Below are 20055 nucleotides of genomic sequence, written 5' to 3'. Positions count from 1 at the left end.
AATCGCGGCCGACGACGGCCCGGAGGCCCCCACGTGAGTCCTTCACGTCTGCTGCGACTCCCGCAGCTGGCACGATTGCTGACGCTCGTCCTGTCCCTGTTCCTGGCGGTCGGCCTGTTCGCCCCGCAGTCCCAGGCCGCCCCCGCCACCCCCACCCCCGGCGGCTCGCCCGCGCCCGTCCCCACCGGGCCGGCCCCGCAGCCCGCCACCGGCGCAGCCGAACGAGCCGACAGCGGGCAGCAGTTGGCCTCGGTCGACCAGCGCGCCCCGCTCTCGGTCGACACCCGGCCGGCCGAGGTCCGGCCGACCGCCAAGGCCCTCAGCCTCGGCGCGGCGGCCGAACAGGCCTGTACCGTCGGCGACTTCAGCGGCCGGACCGGCAGCGACCTGGTCCAGCACATCAAGAGCGCGGACATCAACTGCATCAACAGCCTGTTCCAGCTCACCGGCGGCGACGCGCGCGGCGCGTTCCGCGAGGAGCAGATGAACACGGTGGCCTACGCGCTGCGCGACGCTTCGGCCAACTACCCCGGTGACAACAGCACTTCGGTCGAGCAGCTGGTGCTCTACCTGCGCGCCGGCTACTTCGTGCAGTGGTACCACAAGGAGGACGTCGGCGAGTACGGCGCCGGCCTCAAGACCGCGATCCAGTCCGGGCTGGACGCCTTCTTCAACAGCGCCCACTCGCGCGACGTCGCCTCGGGCAACGCGCCCATCCTGGGCGAGGCCGTCACCCTGATCGACAGCGCGCAGGAGAACGTCCGCTTCCTGCCGGTGGTCAAGCGGCTGCTCGGCGACTACAAGGCCGACACCTGGAACCCGGCCGGCATGGCCTGGGCGGTCAACCCGGTGTTCACCGTGCTGTTCCGCGGCCACCAGGTGCCCGGCTTCGACGCGGCCGTCGAGGCGGACCCGAGCGTGCTGGACGCGCTGTCCGACTTCGCGACCCGCAACAACGCCCTGCTCGGCGACAGCTTCGGCGTGCTGGTCTACAACGCGACCAAGGAGCTGACCCGCTTCCTGAAGGACACCGCCCTCCAGGCCAAGGTCCGTCCGCTGGCCAAGACGCTGGTCGAGAAGTCGGAGCCGAAGGGCCGCACCGTCTTCCAGTGGGCCGCGGTCGCGGAGGCGGTCGACTACTACGACCAGGGCAACTGCTCCTTCTACGGCACCTGTGACAAGTCCGCCCAGCTCAAGGCCGGCGTGCTGACCGTGAAGCACACCTGCAGCCCGAGCATCACGCTGCTCGCCCAGGCGCTGGACGCCGCCCAGCTGAACACCGCCTGCACCAGCCTGAACGGCCAGGACGCGTTCTTCCACGCGGTGGCCAAGGACAGCGGCCCGGTCAAGGACGACAACAACAAGACGATCGAGGTCGTGGCCTTCCACTCCTCGCTCGACTACCAGGTGCTCGCCGCCGCGATCTACGGCATCGACACCAACAACGGCGGCATGTACCTGGAGGGCGACCCGGCGGCGGTCGGCAACCAGCCGCGCTTCCTCTGCTACGAGGCCGAGTGGGCCCGTCCGTCCTTCGAGATCTGGAACCTCAACCACGAGTACACCCACTACCTCGACGGCCGGTTCGACATGTACGGCGACTTCGAGGCCGGCATGAAGACCCCGACCGTCTGGTGGGTCGAGGGCTTCGCGGAGTACGTCTCCTACTCGTACCGCAAGGTGAACAACGACGGCGCCATCGCGGCGGCCGCCCGCCACACCTACAAGCTGAGCGACCTCTTCGACACCGGTTACGGCGACCAGGACCGGGTCTACCGCTGGGGCTACCTGGCCGTGCGCTACATGCTGGAGCAGCACCGCTCCGACCTGGACGCGGTCCTCGCCAAGTACCGCACCGGTGACTGGGACGGTGCCCGCGCCATCCTGAAGACCACCATCGGCACCCGCTACGACGCCGACTTCGACAGCTGGCTGACCAAGTGCGCGTCCGGCGGCTGCGCCACCGACGGCAGCGGCAACCCGCCCACCACGCCGGGCACCCCGCTGCCCGAGTGCACCGGCACCGACACCCGGCTGCTGGCGGCCAACTGCACCCGCAGCAACGTCGCGGCCACCACGGGCAACTACGCGCACTTCTACCTCCTGGTGCCGGCCGGCACCAAGCAGGTGAAGATCACCACCAGCGGCGGCACCGGCAACGGCGACCTCTACTACAACCCGACGAGCTGGGCCTACACCGACACGAACACCGCGCGGTCGACCGGCCCGGACAACTCCGAGACGCTGACCGTCACGGACCCGCCGGCCGGCGGCTACATCTTCTTCAGTCTCTACGCCCAGCAGGGCTTCAGCGGGGTGAGCGTCACGAGCGAAATGTGAGCCGAGTACGGCGAACGGACAGGTGACCGCCCCGGGCGGAGCGCTACGGCGCCCCGCCCGGGGCGGGTCCGTTCCGTACGGGCGCCCTACGCGCCGACCCGCACCAGCGCCAGGGTGATGTTGTCCGGCCCGCCGGCCTCGATCGCCGCCTTCCACAGCTCGAACGCCGCCCTGCCGTCCGAGCGGTCCGCCCCCTCGAACGACCGCTCCAGCAGCCCGGCCAGCTCCTCCTCGGGCACCGGGTCGGTCAGGCCGTCGCTGCACACCAGGTACCGGTCCCCGGCGGCCAGCGGCACGGCCCGGACGTGCGGCTCGACGAAGGTGAGTCCGAGCGAGCCGCCCAGGGTCTGGGTGACCACCGAGGTGGTGCGCCGTCCGGGCGGCAGCGGCGGGCTGTCGTCCACGCTCACCCGGCGCAGCCCGTCCCCGGTGATCCGGTAGACCCGGCTGTCGCCGACGTTGAAGGCCAGCGCCCACTCGGGCAGCAGCACCAGCCCGGCGACGGTGGTGCCCATCGCGGCGAGCTCCGGCTCCTCGGCGGCGGCCGCGTAGACGGCCCGGTTGCAGGCCAGGAGCTCCTCGCGGACGGCCTCCTCGCCGTCCAGCGCGCCCCCGTCGGCGGCGAGCCGGCGGGCGACCAGGGCACTGGCCACCTCGCCGCCGGGGTGGCCGCCCAGGCCGTCGGCGACCGCGATCACGCAGGGCGGGCCGAGCGGGAAGAGCAGGGTCTGCGGGTTGGTGGTCACGGTGGCGCAGAGCGTCCACGGCCCGACCGTGAGGCTGTCCTCGTTGTGCTCCCGCACCAGGCCCTCGTGGCTCAGCGCGCTCACCGCGATGTACGGACCCATCGTCCGCCGCCCTTCCGGAGCCTTTCCTGGCCGCCCGCGCCTTCCATTGTCGCCGCTGGGGAGGGGGGACGACGAGGGGGAGCGGGGGAGGGGGAATAACGGGACCCACCCGGATGCTAAGGTGGTTGAAAGTTGGACTACCTGGGATGTGGTGATCAGCATGCAGTTCGGAATCTTCTCCGTCGGCGACGTGACGACCGACCCGACCACCGGCCGCACCCCGACCGAGCACGAGCGGATCAAGGCGATGGTCGCCATCGCCCGCAAGGCCGAGGAGGTCGGCCTGGACGTCTTCGCGACCGGCGAGCACCACAACCCGCCGTTCGTCCCGTCCTCGCCGACGACCATGCTCGGCTACATCGCCGCGCAGACCGACCGCATCATCCTCTCCACCTCGACCACGCTGATCACCACCAACGACCCGGTGAAGATCGCCGAGGACTTCGCGATGCTCCAGCACCTGGCCGAGGGCCGGGTGGACGTCATGATGGGCCGCGGCAACACCGGCCCGGTCTACCCCTGGTTCGGCCAGGACATCCGCCAGGGCATCCCGCTCGCGATCGAGAACTACGCGCTGCTGCACCAGCTGTGGCGCGAGGAGGTCGTCGACTGGCAGGGCCGCTTCCGCACCCCGCTCCAGGGCTTCACCTCCACCCCGCGCCCGCTGGACGACGTCCCGCCGTTCGTCTGGCACGGCTCGATCCGCAGCCCCGAGATCGCCGAGCAGGCCGCCTACTACGGTGACGGCTTCTTCGCGAACAACATCTTCTGGCCCAAGGAGCACTTCAAGAAGCTGATCAACCTCTACCGCGAGCGCTTCGCCCACTACGGCCACGGCACGCCCGAGCAGGCGGTCGTCGGCCTCGGCGGACAGGCGTTCATGCGGAAGAACTCCCAGGACGCGGTGCGCGAGTTCCGTCCGTACTTCGACAACGCGCCGGTGTACGGGCACGGGCCCTCGCTGGAGGAGTTCACCGAGCAGACCCCGCTGACCGTGGGCAGCCCGCAGGAGGTCATCGAGAAGACCCTGACCTTCCGCGAGTCCTTCGGCGACTACCAGCGCCAGCTGTTCCTGATGGACCACGCCGGCCTGCCGCTGAAGACGGTGCTGGAGCAGCTGGACCTGCTCGGCGAGGAGGTCGTGCCGGTGCTGCGCGAGGAGTTCGCCAAGGGCCGCCCGGCCGGGGTGCCGGACGGTCCGACCCACGCCGCGCTGGTCGCGGCCAAGGACGAGAAGGACGAGAACACCGTGGAGGTGGCCAAGTGACCGCGTTCAAGCTGGTGGTGGTGAGTGCCGGGCTGAGCAAGCCGTCCTCGACCCGGCTGCTGGCCGACCGGCTCGCCGACTCGACGGTGCGCCGACTCGCCCTGGAGGGGCGGGAGGCGGAGGTCACCGTGGTCGAACTGCGGGACCTGGCGGTGGAGATCGCCAACAACCTCGTCACCGGCTTCCCCGGCGCCGGGCTGCGCGCGGCGATCGAGGCGGTCACGGAGGCGGACGCCCTGATCGCGGTGACGCCGATCTTCACGGCCTCGTACAGCGGCCTGTTCAAGTCCTTCTTCGACGTGGTCGACAACGACGCGCTCACCGGCAAGCCGGTGCTGATCGCCGCCACCGGCGGCACGCCCCGGCACTCGCTCGCCCTGGAGCACGCCGTCCGCCCGCTGTTCAGCTACCTGCGCGCGGTGGTGCTGCCGACGGCCGTCTACGCGGCCACCGACGACTGGGGCGCGGCGGGGGACGGGCTCACCGACGGCCTGCCGCGCCGGATCGACCGGGCGGCCGGCGAGCTGGCGGCCCTGCTGGCCGGTCGGGCCCCGGCGGCGCCGGCGCTGCCCGACCAGGTGGTGCCGTTCGCCGAGCAGCTGGCGGCCCTGCGGGTCTGAGCCGGCCTCGGCCCCCGGTCCGAACGGCCCCGTCGGGACAGCCTCCCGGCGGGGCCGTTCGGCGCGTCCGCTCGGCGGGCCCGTCCGGTGAGCCCGTCCGGCGGGGTCGTCCGCCGATGCCGTTCGGATGCGCGTCGGCCGTGCCGGATTGTCCGCTTTGCGGTGTAATCATTCCCATGATCAGATTAGTGCTGGTCCGTCCCCCGTTCGGCGTCCCCGCACCGCGGCGGGGGCGGCTGCCGTGAGCCTGCTGCGGGAGAACCCCGTCCTCGCGCTGTTCGTCTGCCTGGCGCTCGGCTACCTGCTCGGCAAACTGCGCGTCGGGCCGATCCGACTCGGCGGAATCTGCGGCACGTTGATCGTCGCCATGCTGATCGGCAGCCGGCACGTCAGCGTCAACGCCGACGTCAAGAACGTCGCCTTCGCCCTGTTCATCTTCTCGCTCGGCTACATCGCGGGCCCCCAGTTCTTCGCCAACCTCAACGCCAAGGGCCTGCGCTTCGCGGTGCTCTGCGTCATGGAGGCGGTGCTGGTCGTCGGGATGGCCTACGGCATCGGCAAGGCCTTCGACCTGGACGTCGGCACCGCGGCCGGCATCCTGGCCGGGGCGGCCACCGAGTCGGCCGTGGTCGGCACCGCCCAGGAGGCGATCGCCAACCTCTCCGGCATCAGCGCCGACCAGTCCGCCCAGCTGCAGAACCACGTGGCCGCCGCCTACTCGGTCTGCTACCTCTTCGGACTGGTCTCCATCGTGCTGCTGACCAGCCAGATCTTCCCGCTGGTCATGCGGATCAAGCTGCCCGACGCCTCCCGGGAACTGTGGGAGGGGCTGCGCGGCGGCAAGGGCGCGCCGGCCGCCGACGAGCAGCCCGCACTGCCCCCGCTGGTCGGCCGTACCTACCTGGTCTCCCAGGGCGAGGGCTCGGCCATCGCCCGGGTCGAGGAGGTCCAGCCCGGCCTGGTCACCGTCGAGGGCGTCCGGCGGGACGGCCGCACCCTCCACCCCGACCGGGACTTCCGGCTGCGCCGCGGCGACCTCGTGCTGCTGGTCGGCCGCCGCGAGGCGGTCATCGACACCGGCCACGAACTGGGCCCGGAGACCTCCGGCGTACCCGGCCTGGACAGCCCGCTGGTGGTCCGCGACATCGTCCTCACCAACCGGGACTTCGTCGGCCGGACGGCGGGGGAGCTGGCCGAGGAGCAGCCGTCCACGACCTCCGGGATCTACCTGACCGACATCCAGCGGGTCGACCAGCACCTGCCCGCGATCGCCGACACCGAGCTGCACCGCGGCGACACCGTGACCGTCACCGGCGCCCGTTCGGCCGTCGACCGGTTCGCCGCCAAGGCCGGCGTCGGCATCCGCAAGGACGCCATCGACTACATCTACATCAGCCTCGGCATCTGCGTCGGCGTGCTGATCGGCCTGGTCACCGTGCACGCCGGGAACGCCGCGCTCTCGCTCGGCACCGGCGGCGGCTGCCTGGTCTCCGGTCTGGTCTTCGGCTGGCTCCGGGCCCAGCGGCCCACCTTCGGGGCCTATCCGCCGGTCGCCGCGCAGACCGCCAAGGACCTCGGGCTCTCCGTCTTCATCGCGGTCACCGGCCTGGCCGCGGGCCCGGACGCGGCGGCGCTGCTCAAGGACCACCCGGTGCTGCTGCCGCTGTCCGGCATCCTCATGGTCACCGTCCCGGCCGTGCTCTCGCTGTTCGTCGGCCGCAAGCTGCTGAGGATCGAGCCGCCGATCCTGGTCGGCGCCATCGCCGGCCAGCAGTGCAGCACCCCGGCGATCACCGCCGTCACCAACGTCGCGCAGAGCAGCATCCCGATGCTGGGCTACACGATCACCTACACCATCTCCAACTTCCTGCTCCCGCTCACCGGACCGATCCTGGTCGGCATGCTGGGGAGCTGACATGACGGACCGTCACATCATCGCGTCGAGCACCGGCGCCGCCGCCGTGCGGCGAGGAGGGCCGTCCGGGGCGCCGCCGCCGTCGCCCTGCCGGGCCGAACGCCCGTCTTCCCGAGGAGAGTCGAGAACGCCATGACGAAGCCCACGACCGGCCGCGAGGAGATCCGCCGACTGGCCCGGCTCAGCCCCTTCGAGCTCAAGGCCGAGTTCGTCCGGCTCGCCGAGGCCTACCAGCGCGACGAGCCCGGGCAGAAGGACAAGTCCACCGCCCACATGCTCAACGCCGGTCGCGGCAACCCGAACTGGGTCTGCACCGGCCCCCGCGAGGCCTGCCTCGCGCTCGGCCACTTCGCGCTGGCGGAGAGCCGCCGGGTGTGGACCGCCGACGACCTCGGCGGCATGCCGGAACGGTCCGGCATCGCCGGCCGCTTCGACGCCTTCGTCCGCGGCCACCCCGGGCTTCCCGGCATCGAGCTGCTCCGGCGCAGCGTCGAACTCGCCGTCGATCGCTTCGGGTTCGAGCGCGAGGCCTTCCTCCACGAGCTCGCCGACGCGAGCATCGGCGACAACTACCCCGTCCCCGACCGGATGCTGGTGCATGCCGAGCGGATCGTCCGCGGCTACCTCCAGGAGGAGCTGATGGACCGGCGGCCCCCGTCGCCGCAGCAGCCCGAGCTGTTCGCCACCGAGGGCGGCACCGCCGCGATGTGCTACGTCTTCGACTCGCTGACGAAGAACGGCCTGCTGCACAAGGGCGACCGGATCGCCCTGATGGTGCCGGTGTTCACCCCGTACATCGAGATCCCCGAACTGGACACCTACGGCTTCGAGGTGGTCCGGATCCAGGCGGACAAGCTGGTCGAGACCGGGGTGCGGGAGTGGCGCTACCCGGCGGACGAGGTCGCCAAGCTGGCCGACCCCGGGATCAGGCTGGTCTGCCTGGTCAACCCGAGCAACCCGCCCTCCCTGGCGCTGTCCCGGCAGGTCACCGACCAGATCAAGCAGATCGTGGCCACCACCAACCCCGACCTGATGATCGTCACCGACGACGTGTACGGCACCTTCGTGGACGGCTTCCGCACCCTGGCCGCCGAACTGCCCCGCAACACCCTGCTCGTCTACTCGTACTCCAAGCACTACGGCGCCACCGGCCACCGCCTCGGGGTGATCGGCCTGGACCGGGACAACGTGATCGACGACCTGATCGCCACCCTCCCCGCGGAGTGGAAGGAGCGCCTCGCGCGGCGGTACGGCACGCTGAGCCTGGAACCCGGGAAGCTCCGCTTCATCGACCGGCTGGTCGCCGACTCCCGGCAGGTCGCGCTCAACCACACCGCCGGGCTCAGCCTGCCGCAGCAGGCCCAGATGGTGCTCTTCTCGCTGTTCGCGCTGCTGCCCGAGGGCAAGGCGTACAAGGCGCGGGTGCAGGGCATCGTCCGCCGGCGGCTCGACCTGCTGATGGAGGGCTCCGGAATGAAGATCGCGGACGACCCCGGGCGGGCCGGCTACTACGTCGAGCTCGACCTGCTGGCCGAGGCCGAACGGGTCGCGGGCAAGGACTTCGCGACCTTCCTGGAGAAGAACTACGAGCCCACCGAACCGCTGTTCCGGCTCGCCGAGCAGACCGGCGTGGTGCTGCTCAACGGCGGCGGCTTCGACGGGCCCGAATGGTCCGTCCGGGTCTCGCTGGCGAACCTCGACGACCTCGACTACCTGAAGATCGGGCACCACCTCAAGCAGATCTTCGCGGACTACCGCGCCGAGTGGGACGCCTCCCGGGCGTCCTGAGAAAAGCCACGACGACGAGGAGATCCACCACCATGCAGGCCGAATCGCAAGCCGTCCTCTCCCCGCTGACCAGCGCGGCCGTCTTCCTGGTCCTCACCGTCGAACCCGGCCGCGAGGCCGCCGTCCGCGACCTGCTGCCCGAACTCGCCGGACTGCGCCGTGCGGTCGGCTTCCGGGCCCCCGAGGGCGGCCTCACCTGCGTCACCGGCATCGGCTCCGAGCTCTGGGACCGCCTCTTCACCGGCCCCCGCCCGGCCTCCCTGCACCCCTTCCAGGAGGTCGCCGGCCCCCGCCACCGCGCCCCGGCCACCCCCGGCGACCTGCTGCTGCACCTGCGGGCCGAGCGGATGGACCTCTGCTTCGAACTGGCCGCGCAGCTCACCGGCCGGCTCGCCGGGGCCGCCACCGTCGTCGACTCCGTCCAGGGCTTCAAGTACTTCGAGGACCGCGACCTGCTCGGCTTCGTCGACGGCACCGAGAACCCGGAGGGCCGGGCCGCCGAACGCGCGGCCCTGGTCGGCGCCGAGGACCCGGGGTTCACCGGCGGCAGCTACGTCCTCGTCCAGCGGTACGTGCACGCCATGGACAAGTGGAACGCGCTGAGCGTCGAGCAGCAGGAGGGGGCGGTCGGCCGCACCAAACTCGACGACATCGAACTGTCCGACGACGCCAAACCCGCCGACTCGCACGTGGCACTCACCGTCATCACCGGCCCGGACGGCGAGGAGCGGAAGATCGTCCGCTTCAACATGCCGTACGGCACCTTCGGCTCCGCGGACCGCGGCGGCGAGTCCGGCACCTACTTCATCGGCTACGCGGCCGACCCCGGGGTGACCGAGCAGATGCTGCGCAACATGGTCGTCGGCAACCCGCCCGGCACCACCGACCGGCTGCTCGACTTCTCCACCGCCGTCACCGGCGGGCTGTTCTTCGTCCCGACCGCCGACTTCCTCGACTCCCCGCCCCCGGCGCCCGGCTCCGCCCCCGCCTCCCGCTCCGGGGACGGCTCGCTCGGCATCGGCAGCCTCAAGCAGACCTCCTGAACAGGACCCCGCCCATGGACAACCTCCACCGCGACCTCGCCCCGATCTCCGCCGCCGCCTGGGAGGAGATCGAGGAGGAGGCCCGCCAGACCTTCAAGCTCCACATCGCCGGCCGCCGCGTCGTCGACCTCAACGGCCCCGAGGGCGCCACCCTCGCCGCCGTCGGCACCGGCCACCTGACCGCCATCGACCCCCCGACGGACGGCATCCAGGCCCGCGCCCGCACCGCCCAGCCGGTGGTCGAGCTACGCGTCCCCTTCACCGTCCGCCGCGACGCCGTGGACGACGTCGAACGCGGCTCCCGGGACTCCGACTGGCAACCCGTGAAGGACGCGGGCCGCAAGCTCGCCCTGGCCGAAGACCGCGCCGTCTTCGAGGGCTACCGCGCGGCCTCCATCGACGGCATCCGTGCCGCCTCCACCAACCCGCCGGTCCAACTCCCCGAGGACGTCCGCGAATACCCGGAGGCCGTCAGTCGCGCCCTCACCGCCCTCCGCCTGGCCGGAGTCGGCGGCCCCTACTCACTCCTGCTCGGCGCCGCTGCCTTCACCGCCGTCAACGAGACCAGCGATAGCGGCTACCCGGTCCACAACCACCTCACCCGCCTCCTCGACGGCGAGATCATCTGGGCCCCGGCCATCGAAGGCGCCTACCTGCTCTCCACCCGAGGCGGCGACTTCGAACTCCACCTCGGCCAGGACGCCTCCGTGGGCTACCTCTCCCACGATGCCGAAACGATTCAGCTCTACCTTCAGGAGACGCTGACGTTCCGCGTGTACACGGGAGAGGCGGCCGTCGTCCTACGCGGCTAGCACCAGAGAGGCATGGAAGCAGCGAACAGGAATATGTGCATGAGCATGTTCATGGAACGTAGTGACTTTCTGCCTCAGTTGCGGTCGGCATGATCACCGATGTGGGCAGATCCTAGACAGAAAGTGTCCCGAACGTCGAGCTGGCGATCTGGAAGAGAACAGAGTTCCGGTAGTGATTATATGACAAGCTTGGCGAGCGCCGAGCGGGCCAGCGCGGCTTCGTCGGCGATATTCACCTGCTCGGCCAGGCGTACGGCTACGGTCAGATGTGCGGCGGCGGCGGTCGTATTCCCGAGTGCGGCCTCGCAGTGGCCCAGGCCGCGCAGAGCCCCGGCCTCCTCCCGGGCCGCGCCGATGGATCTGGCCAACTGCAGGGCGGCCGCGTGCTGGTCGCGTGCCTGGTCGTGCCGACCCGCTGCCGACAGGGTCTTGCCGAGGCCGTTGAGACCGTCGGCTTCGTAACGGACGCTGCCGACCTCGCGGAAGGTTGTCAAAGCCGACCGGTAAAGCGAAAGGGCATGTTCGAGCTCATCGGGGATCGTGAGTGTCGCCGCCAGGTTTGTGCGTACGACGGACAGCTCCAGTTGTGGCATGAGGCCGTCCCCGATCTCCAGAATGTGTTCGAATGTGTCGCGTGCCATGGAACTCCGCCCGGCTCCGAGGTGGAGTTCTCCGAGATTGTTGAGTATTCGGAACTCAAGAACTCTGTCGTTGAATTTTCTGGCGAATGGAAGGGCGCTTTCATAGTCGGCGAATGCCGATTTCGAATCTCCGGTCGAGCGATGCAGGATGCCGATGTTGGCGAGGCAACGGGCGGCATTCCACTGGTCGTCCTGCTCCAGTCGAATGGCGAGCACCTCCTTTTGGAGGGCCAGGGCTTCGTGAAGCCGGCTCTGATGCCACCGCAGCTGTCCGAGGAGATTGAGGGCGTTCGCCGCCGCGTCCAGGTCGCCTTCCGTGCGGGCGAGAGCGAGGCCGCGTTCGAGGGCCTCGGCGGCGGGCTCGTAGTGGGACGCGTGGGCGAGGGTCGCGCCCAGGTCGATCAGCGCCCACGCCTCCTGTCGGTCGTTCGTCTGCGACCGCCAGTGGGTCGCGGCCGCTCGGTGCATGTCCTGTGCCTCGCTCCAGTAGGCCTCGGCGTTCAGGTGGCCGGCCAGGACGTGGGCGAGCCATGCTCCGGCTTCCGCGAGGCCGCTGACGTGAGCGTATGCCGTCAGGGTGATCAGGCTGGCGTGCTCGACCTCAAGCCAAGTGCGTGCCGATTCCGGTGAGTTCATGGCGATGTCGCCCAATGTATCTGAAAGAGGGCCGAGTTGGTGATCGTCTGGTAGGTGTGATCTCGATCTGTGCGGGTAGAGCAGATGGTCCGCGCGGTCGGCGGCGTGCAGGGAGAAACGGAGCAGGCGGCGGTCGGCCGATTCGCGCTGTTTCCGATCGACGCCCAGCGCCATTGCGAACTCCCGTAATAGATCATGGAGTTGGTACCGCTCAGGTGCGATCTCCTGGATCAGGTGGCAGTTCAACAATGCCTCCAGAACCTCATCAGTCTCATCGACACTCCGCCCGAGGAGGGCCGCTGCCGCATGGACGCCGAAATCCGGTCCGGGGTAGAGGCCGAGCAGCCGGAATGCCGACCGCTGGCTGGCGGAAAGGTACTGGTAGGAGACCTCGAAGACCCGGGCGATGCTGGAGGTGCCGCTGCGGATCTCGGCGAGCCTGCCGTTCTTCCGGGAGAGGCGCCGGGCGAAGTGGGCGAGGGTCCAGGACGGGCGGCCCTTGAAGCGGCTGGCGGCGATCTCGATGGCGAGGGGCAGGTGGCCGCATCGCTCGACGATCTCGATGATGCTCTGCGGGTCCGTCGAGCGCTCGGGGCCGACCACGTTGGTGAACAGGGCCACGGCGTCGTCCACTGTCAGCACGTCCAGGAACACCGGCCGAGCGTCCGGGAGCTCCGTCAGCCGCTGGCGGCTGGTGACGAGTACCAGGGCGGACGGGGCGGGCGGCAGCAGCGGGCGGACCTGAGCGGCGTTCGAGGCGTCGTCGAGGATGACGACGGCGCGGCGCGAGGACAGCGCCTCGGCGCACAGCGCGAAGACCTCGTCGGCGTCGAGCGGGATGGTGCTGGCGGGCACTCCCAGGCGTCTGAGCAGCAGGGCGCCTGCGGCCTCCGGGGTGAGCGGCGGCTGGTTGCCGACGTGGGCGCGCAGGTTGAGGTAGACGTAGCCGTCCGGGAAGTGCTCGCGCATCAGGTCGGCGGCGTGCAGGGCGAGGGTGGTCTTGCCGACCCCGGGCATGCCGAGGATCGCCGAGACGGTGACGACGCCGCCGCGGGCGAGCCGGGTGTCAGGGCCGGGCAGGACGCGGCGGAGGTCGTCCTCCCGGCCGATCAGCCGGTGCCGCCCGGGGATGTCGGTGGGCGGTACGACCTGGGGGGCGGGGGTCAGTACGGTCTCGTTCCGTACCGGCGGCCCGGGGAGCGGGTCGCCGTGCAGGATGAGCTGGTGGAGGCGGGTGAGCGGTTCGCCGGGCTCGGTGGCGAAGTGGGCTCGGAGCAGTCGGGCGACGGCGGGGTAGACGGCCAGCGCGTCGGTCTGTCGGCCGACGGCGTAGAGCGCGGTCATCAGGTGGCCGGCGAGGCGTTCGTCGGTGGGGCGGTGCTCGCGCAGGGCGGTGAGTTCGGGGATCAGTTCGGCGAAGTGGCCGATGCGCAGGTCGATCTCGATCCGGCGCAGCGTGGTGGTGAAGTGCTGGTCGGCCATGGCGGCGCGGGTGTTCTGGGCCCAGGTGCCGGGCAGGCCGGCCAGGGGTTCGCCGCACCACAGGTTGGTGGCGCGGCTGAGCACGGTTCTGGCCTGGTGGTCCTGTCCGTTCTCGGCGAGTAGTCCGGCTTGGTCGGAGAGGTCCAGATATCGGTGCCAGTCAATCAGCAGTGGGTCCGCCCGCAGAATGTACGTGTGCGATTGGGTGTCGATCGTGGGCACGTCCCCGGTGGCATTCGCCCCCGAGGCCTGCGCCGCCCGCCGCAGTAGTGCGCGCAGGTGGGAGACGTGGCTGTAGAGGCTGGTCAGTGCGCTGGGCGGAGGTTCCTCGCCCCACAGTCGGTATGCGAGCGAGTCGTGGGAGAGCGGCCTTCCGACCTCCAGGGCCAGGGCGGCCAGCAGTTGCCGTCGCTTGTCGGACGGAATCGCCAATGGCTCTCCGTTCACCGACAGTTCAACTGAACCGAGGAGATGAACCTTCATCGTGACGTCCCCCGCCGGTTGGCTACCAGCTTGCTGTGTCGCGGGTGAGCATCGCATGCGTCCGGGGCAACCGGCTATACCACTGTGGGGTTCCGGGGCCATACTTTTGGGAATAATCTCGACTTGACGATACGTCATGTGATAGCGCCGCACCGATAATTCGTCCGAGGCTGGGGGGCCAGTGACAGGATCGACCGTGCTCGGCGGGTGCCCGTGAACGACGTCAACCTGCCGTACGGAGTGGTACGGAACTCGCTGGCCGGTGCCGCGACGGTCTCCGGCCCGGTGGTGCAGGCCGGCGCGATCCACGGCGGGTTGCACCTGCACGGGTCGTCGGCGTTGCCGACGCCGCGGCAACTCCCGCCCTGCCCTCGCAGGTTGGTGGGGCGGGAAGCCGATCTGGAGGCGCTGGACGATTCCTTGGCCGCCGAGGCGGCGTCGGCCGACGTCACCGTGGTGGTGACCGGTCCGGCCGGGGTCGGGAAGACGGCGCTGGCCGCGCAGTGGCTTCGTGGCCTGGCCGGCCGTTTCCCGGACGGCCAGCTCTACGCGGACCTGCGCGGTTACGCACCCGGAGGCCCCGCCGACCCCGCGGAGGCCCTGGGCGGCTTCCTGCGGGCCTTCGGGGTCTCCCCGGTGCCCGGGAGCATGGCGGAGGGTGCCGCGCTCTGGCGCTCGCTGGCGGCGGGGCGCCGGATCGCGGTGCTGTTGGACAACGCCTCGACGGCCGCCCAGGTGCGGCCGCTGCTGCCCGGTTCGGACCACACGGTGGTCGTGGTGACCAGCCGCCGCCGGCTCACCGGGCTCGGCATCGACGGCGCGGTGTTCCGGTCCCTGGGCCCGCTCGCCACGGAGGCCTCCGCCGAGATCCTTGCCGAGCGGGTCGGCCGGAGCCGGGTGGTGGACGAGAGCGATGCCGCCGCCGAGGTGGTGGACGCCTGTGGCGGGCTGCCGTTGGCGATCTGCCTGGCGGCCGCGCGGATCGCGGCCCGCCCGGTGCAGTCGCTCGCCGCGACGGCCGAGATCCTGGGGCGCGGCGCCGACCGCCTCGGGGCGTTGCACGCGGACGGCGAGGCGGTGCGGGACCTGCTGGACGCCTCCTACGACGTGCTGCAGCCGGACGCGGCCCGGTTGTACGGACTGCTCGGACTGCTGCCGTTCGCCGAGTTCACCGTGGAGGCGGCCGCCGTGGTGGCGGACGTGGACCGGGTGGCGGCGGACCGGCTGGTGGACGAACTGATGGACGTCCACCTGTTGGAGGAGGTGCTGCCCGGCCGGTTCCGCTTCCACGACCTGGTCCGGCTGCACGCCCAAGGGCACGGCGCCGGACTTCGCGACGCCCAGGTCGGCCGCGCCGCCACCGACAGGATCGTCGACTGGTACCTCGCCTCGACGACCGCCGCCGAGGCGGTCGTCTCCCCGAGCCACCGCACGCTGCCGCGCGAGTACCGGACCCTGCCGGTGCACCCGGCCCGGGAGTTCGCCGACGACACGCAGGCGCTCGGTTGGCTCGACGAGGAGCGCGACCGCCTCGCCGACCTGCTGCGCTGGGCGCCCGCCTGCGGCCGGAACGCCGCCACCTGGCAACTCGCCGACGCCATGTGGCCGTTGTTCCTCCGGTTGCGTCCGGCCCGGCTCTGGGTCGAGGCCCACCGGATCGGCCTGCGTGCGGCCCGGGCGGACGGCGACCGCCGTGGCGAGCTGCGCATGCTCACCTCCGGCGGGAACGGTCTGCGGAACGCCGGCGAGGCGGCCGAGGCGGCTCGTTGGTTCAATGAAGCACTCGACCTCGCAGGGGAGTTGGCGCAGCCGCTGGCACAGGCCGACGCGCTGTACGGGCTCAGCCAGACTCACCGGATGACCGGTCGTCTGGACGAGGCCGCCGACTGTCTGCGCGAGGTGGTCCGGATCCGGGAGGCCCAGGACTACCTGCGGGGCTCGGCACTGGCCCGGCTGGCGCACGGGGAGGTGCTGTTGCTCGCGGACCGGGCGGCGGAGGCCGTCACCTCCATCGAGCGGGCGCACCGCGAGTTGGCCTCGATCGGGGACGACTACGAGGCGGCCCGGGCGATCGCCTTCCTCGGGGTGGCCCATACGACGCTGGGCGGGTACGACCGTGCCGACCGCTGCCTCCAGGAGGCACTGGCCGGCTTCCGGGCCCGGCTGTCGGGGCATTGGGAAGCCCGAACGCTGGAGTTCGCCGGAGAGCTGGAGGAGCGGCGCGGCCGCCCAGCCGCCGCGCGCGCCCGGTTCGAGGAGTCGCTGGCCCGCTACCGGGAACTCGCCGCGACGGCGGAGGCGGCCAGACTGGCCGACCGCCTCGCCGCCTACGACACGGACTCCGGCCCCCCGGCTACACCCGACCGCCCGGCCGGTCCACGGCCCTGAAACAGGACCGCGGGAACACGGGGGAATGCCACCCGAGCACGTCGACCCGGGCCAGTTCGGCCAGCCGGCGGCCGAGCGTGAGCCAGGCGTGGGCCATCGAGCCGACGGTCAGCGGCGGGACCGCTTCGCCGGCCGCCCGGGCCGGCTGCAGGACCAGCGGCGCCCCGTCCCGGGCCAGGAGCAGCAGTGCTCCGGCGCGGTGCTCGGCGGTGGCCAGCGCACAGCCCGGGTAGGTGGCCAGGACCACCTTGAGCCGGGTGAGGACGCCGTCCGTCGTCAATCGTCCGGCGTGCAGCACGTCCGCCTGGTGGCGCCAGCGTGCCGCCGAAGTCCGGGTGAGGTCGAGCGCGAGGTGCTCGTCCACGTATCCGGGACCGGCCGCTGCGGGCCCGGCTCCGGCGGGCAGTTCCGCCGCCAGCAGCCCGTGCACGGTGCCGACGGCCGAACTCACCTGTGCCTCGAACAGCACCGCGGTCCGTCGGGCGTCCATCGGCCCGGCCGCCGGGGCGGCCCCGGGCTCCGCCCGAGCGGGCCGTTCCACCCCGGTGGGCCCGGCCGCCCCCGCGACCGACGCCAGCCGCACCCTGTGCACCGCCGCGCTCATCCGTCCCGCCGCGACCCGGCCGCCGCGATCGCGTCCAGCGGGTCGGGCAGGTGCAGCGGCTCCGGGCCCGGGACGTGGGCGGGCTGGCCCAGCCTGAGGACGCGGTACAGCAACCGACGGGCGTTGCGGTCGAAGCGGCCGGGCTCGGAACTGATCCGGGCGGCGATGGCGGCGTACTCCTCCGGGCGGTACTGCTCGGCGGCGTAGCCGAGCTGGTCGACGAGGGGGTGTCCGGGGGCGAGTGCCGGAGCGGTGGCGGCCAGCTGGGCGGCCGGCGAGCGCGGGTTGACGTGGCGGTGGGGGTACTCGGCGAGCAGGACGGGAGCGCCGGTCATCGCTCCGTACAGGGTGACCGAGCCGTGGTCCCCGATGATGAAGTCGGCGGCGACGAGCAGCGGCCGCCAGTCCGTCTCGGGCGGGATGACCGTGACGGCCCCGCGTGCGGTGGCCCTCGCCCAGGAGTGCACGGCGTAGGAGCCGTGCGCGGCCGCGATGTTGGGGTGCGTCAGCAGGACGGTCCGGTAGCCGTGCTGGGGCAACTCGGAGGTCAGCCGGGGCAGCACGGCGTCGAGCCGGGTGAAGAGCGAGCCGTTGCCCCAGGTGGAGGAGACCAGCACCAGCTTCTCCTCCGGCCGCAGTCCCAGTGCTGCCCGGTAGCGCTCCCGGTGCGGCACCGCGGCGGCGATCCGGTCGTAGCAGGGGTCGCCCACCACTTCGGCGATCGGGACGGCCTCCGGGCAGGTGCGCCGGAGTTCGAGCAGTTCCTCCTCGTGGGCGAGCGCGAAGGAGGCGGGGACGAGCCGCCCCTCCCAGCACAGGTAGTCCGGGCCGAGGCCGATGGCCGCCCGCTCGCCGTCCGGCGTGCTGCGCCGGGACAGTTTGATGTTGCCGGCGCCGTGAGGCAGCCGGACGACCGGGCCGTGCAACTGCTCCATCCCCTGGGAGCCGGCGGCCAGGATCAGGTCGAACTCCTGCCGGACGGCCTGCTCCCACGGCAGGACCGTGCCGCCCAGTGCCCGGAGGACCTCCGTGGCGCCCCTGTTGAACACGTGCGGTGCCACCGTGAACTGCACGTGGACCCGCAGGTCCGAGGCGAGCAGCGAGTAGAAGTCGTGGAGCCGTTTCGCGTACACCATGGTCTGGGCGACCACCAGCACCTCCTTGCGGTCCTGCAGCGTCTCCCACGGCCCGTTGTTGCTCCAGGCCGTGCTGCCGCGCTTCCCGCGGGGTGGCGTGGTGTCCTGTTCCCCGTGTACCAAGGTCATCCTTCTCCCCCTCCTTGATCCCAGGTCTGGCCCTCGACGGGCCCCGTGGCCGATGGTCCCCGGACGCCCTGGCGGAATCCATGAGGGGATCTGGCGGGTGCTTGCGGAAACCTTGTGTCCGCTTTCCGTGCCCGTTCGTCCGGCCCCGGGAGCGGGAAGGGTACTGAGTTCCTTTACGAGGGGTACTGAGTGCCGTATTCTCTCCGTGGAGCCTCTGACGCCAGTCGACGGGAGTCGACACGGTCTGCCGGTCCAGGTGGCGCTTGCGGTGCGCGGGTCGTGCCCGGGCCGGACTTGGCACTCAGTACCCTCGGCATGCCTGAGGCCATGGATCAGTGCATCCGTGCACCCGTGACAGGAGAACCGCTCATGAGCTTGAGGATCGTCGTCTGTGTGAAGCACGTCCCGGACGCGACGGGTGACCGTCGTTTCGCGGACGACCACACCACCGACCGGGAGGGTGTGGACGGCCTCCTGTCGGAGCTGGACGAGTACGGCGTGGAGCAGGCGCTGCGGATCGCGGAGGCGAACGAGGGCGCCGAGGTGACGGTGCTGACGGTGGGGCCGGACGACGCGAAGGACGCGTTGCGCAAGGCGCTGTCGATGGGTGCGGACAAGGCCGTGCACGTGAACGACGAGGACATCCACGGTTCGGATGTGGTCGGGACGTCGGCGGTGCTGGCGAAGGCGCTGGAGAAGGCCGGGTTCGACCTGGTGATCGGTGGCATGGCGTCGACGGACGGTTCGATGGGTGTGCTGCCGGCGCTGCTGGCGGAGCGGCTGGGTGTGCCGCAGGTGACGCTGCTGTCGGAGGTGTCGGTCGAGGGCGGCGTGGTGAAGGGCCGTCGGGACGGTGACGCGGCGACGGAGCTGGTGGAGGCGGCGCTGCCGGCGGTGGTCTCGGTGACGGACCAGTCGGGTGAGGCCCGGTACCCGTCGTTCAAGGGGATCATGGCGGCGAAGAAGAAGCCGGTGCAGTCGTGGGACCTGGACGACCTGGGCATCGAGGCGGACGAGGTCGGTCTGGCGGGTTCGTGGACGGCGGTGGAGTCGGTGGCGGCGCGTCCGGCGCGGACCGCGGGCACGGTCGTCAAGGACGAGGGTGAGGGCGGCAAGTCGCTCGCGACCTTCCTCGCCGACCAGAAGTTCATCTGAGCCGCCCCCACCCCCCGACCCAGCGAATACACGGAGACATTGAGCAATGGCTGAGATTCTCGTCCTGGTGGACCACGCCGACGGCGCGGTGCGCAAGCCGGCCCTGGAGCTGCTGACCCTGGCCCGCCGTATCGGTGAGCCGTCCGCCGTCGTCCTGGGCGCCGGTGCGGCCGCGGCCGGCATCGCGGCGAAGGCCGGCGAGTACGGTGCGGCGAAGGTGTACGTCGCCGACGGCGCGGAGTTCGCCGACCAGCTGGTCGTCCCGAAGGTGGACGCGCTGGCGCAGATCGCCAAGGCGAACGACGTGGCGGCGGTGCTGGTGACGTCCTCCGGTGAGGGCAAGGAGGTGGCCGCGCGCGTCGCGCTGCGGATCGGCTCCGGCATCATCACCGACGCCGTCGACCTGCGCGCCGGCGACGAGGGCCCGATCGCCACCCAGTCGGTGTTCGCCGCCTCGTACACCGTCGACTCCCGGGTGAGCAACGGCGCGCCGGTCATCACCGTCAAGCCGAACGCCGTCGCCCCGGAGGCCGCTCCGGCGGCCGGCGCGGTCGAGGACGTCGCCGTGGCGTTCACCGGCAACGCCGCCAAGGTCGTCTCGCGCACCCCGCGGGTGTCCTCCGGCCGCCCCGAGCTGACCGAGGCCGCGATCGTGGTCTCCGGTGGCCGTGGCGTCGGTGCCGCCGAGGGCTTCGGCGTGGTCGAGGAGCTCGCGGACGCGCTGGGCGCGGCCGTCGGCGCCTCGCGTGCCGCGGTGGACGCCGGCTG

The 20055-nt window shown here is 71.4% G+C and carries 14 protein-coding genes; 10 read left to right on the top strand and 4 right to left on the bottom strand.

The annotated features are described in order from the left end of the window. The first annotated feature begins 33 nt into the window (after positions 1 to 33). Positions 34 to 2340: a collagenase gene (locus ACFRQN_RS10850; RefSeq protein ID WP_380739784.1), complete on the top strand. Its 2307-nt coding sequence runs from the start codon at positions 34 to 36 to the stop codon at positions 2338 to 2340. A gap of 86 nt (positions 2341 to 2426) precedes the next feature. Here the strand turns inward: ACFRQN_RS10850 and ACFRQN_RS10845 are convergent, their stop codons facing one another. Beyond that, positions 2427 to 3188, bottom strand: coding sequence for a PP2C family protein-serine/threonine phosphatase (locus ACFRQN_RS10845; protein ID WP_380739782.1), 762 nt, complete (start codon positions 3186 to 3188; stop codon positions 2427 to 2429). A 160-nt stretch (positions 3189 to 3348) separates the two neighbouring features. Here ACFRQN_RS10845 and ACFRQN_RS10840 point away from each other — a divergent pair, with 160 nt between their 5' ends. From ACFRQN_RS10840 to ACFRQN_RS10815, 6 genes are all read left to right on the top strand, one after another. Then, a complete protein-coding gene (locus tag ACFRQN_RS10840; RefSeq protein ID WP_074002597.1) occupies positions 3349 to 4455 on the top strand; it encodes an LLM class flavin-dependent oxidoreductase in 1107 nt (368 codons plus the stop codon). Then, entirely contained in the window at positions 4452 to 5075 is a 624-nt protein-coding gene (locus ACFRQN_RS10835; protein WP_074002300.1) for an FMN reductase, read from the top strand. The genes ACFRQN_RS10840 and ACFRQN_RS10835 overlap by 4 nt, the downstream gene beginning before the upstream one ends. A gap of 241 nt (positions 5076 to 5316) precedes the next feature. After that, positions 5317 to 6990, top strand: coding sequence for an aspartate-alanine antiporter (gene aspT / locus ACFRQN_RS10830; protein ID WP_380739780.1), 1674 nt, complete (start codon positions 5317 to 5319; stop codon positions 6988 to 6990). A gap of 132 nt (positions 6991 to 7122) precedes the next feature. Beyond that, complete coding sequence (locus ACFRQN_RS10825) at positions 7123 to 8778, top strand: bifunctional aspartate transaminase/aspartate 4-decarboxylase (protein ID WP_380739778.1); 1656 nt, start codon at positions 7123 to 7125, stop codon at positions 8776 to 8778. 32 nt (positions 8779 to 8810) lie between these two features. Continuing rightward, positions 8811 to 9821, top strand: a complete 1011-nt coding sequence (locus tag ACFRQN_RS10820; RefSeq protein WP_380739775.1) for a Dyp-type peroxidase — start codon at positions 8811 to 8813, stop codon at positions 9819 to 9821. A gap of 14 nt (positions 9822 to 9835) precedes the next feature. Then, positions 9836 to 10633, top strand: coding sequence for a family 1 encapsulin nanocompartment shell protein (locus tag ACFRQN_RS10815; protein ID WP_380739773.1), 798 nt, complete (start codon positions 9836 to 9838; stop codon positions 10631 to 10633). Positions 10634 to 10809: 176 nt separating this feature from the next. Here the strand turns inward: ACFRQN_RS10815 and ACFRQN_RS10810 are convergent, their stop codons facing one another. Beyond that, positions 10810 to 13875, bottom strand: coding sequence for a BTAD domain-containing putative transcriptional regulator (locus tag ACFRQN_RS10810; RefSeq protein ID WP_380739771.1), 3066 nt, complete (start codon positions 13873 to 13875; stop codon positions 10810 to 10812). Between the two features lie 207 nt (positions 13876 to 14082). On the opposite strand from ACFRQN_RS10810, the gene ACFRQN_RS10805 reads away from it, so the two are divergent. Beyond that, complete coding sequence (locus tag ACFRQN_RS10805; protein ID WP_380739769.1) at positions 14083 to 16263, top strand: ATP-binding protein; 2181 nt, start codon at positions 14083 to 14085, stop codon at positions 16261 to 16263. On the opposite strand, the gene ACFRQN_RS10800 is transcribed toward ACFRQN_RS10805, so the two are convergent. Then, a complete protein-coding gene (locus ACFRQN_RS10800) occupies positions 16229 to 16855 on the bottom strand; it encodes a hypothetical protein (RefSeq protein ID WP_380739767.1) in 627 nt (208 codons plus the stop codon). The genes ACFRQN_RS10805 and ACFRQN_RS10800 overlap by 35 nt on opposite strands. Positions 16856 to 16863: 8 nt before the next feature. Next, positions 16864 to 18132 (bottom strand): hypothetical protein, encoded by a 1269-nt coding sequence (locus tag ACFRQN_RS10795; RefSeq protein ID WP_241852862.1) that lies wholly within the window; start codon positions 18130 to 18132, stop codon positions 16864 to 16866. 369 nt (positions 18133 to 18501) lie between these two features. Between ACFRQN_RS10795 and ACFRQN_RS10790 the strand changes: the two genes are divergently transcribed. Continuing rightward, entirely contained in the window at positions 18502 to 19287 is a 786-nt protein-coding gene (locus ACFRQN_RS10790; protein WP_049656477.1) for an electron transfer flavoprotein subunit beta/FixA family protein, read from the top strand. Between the two features lie 46 nt (positions 19288 to 19333). Next, positions 19334 to 20055, top strand: a 722-nt coding sequence (locus tag ACFRQN_RS10785) for an electron transfer flavoprotein subunit alpha/FixB family protein (protein ID WP_380739765.1), incomplete at its 3' end; no start/stop codon positions are given.

The organism is Kitasatospora sp. NPDC056800 (assembly GCF_042789775.1).
In the GTDB taxonomy this organism is placed as follows: domain Bacteria; phylum Actinomycetota; class Actinomycetes; order Streptomycetales; family Streptomycetaceae; genus Kitasatospora.
Note: the sequence above shows the minus strand (reverse complement) of the source record. Positions and strands in the feature narration are given on the sequence as shown.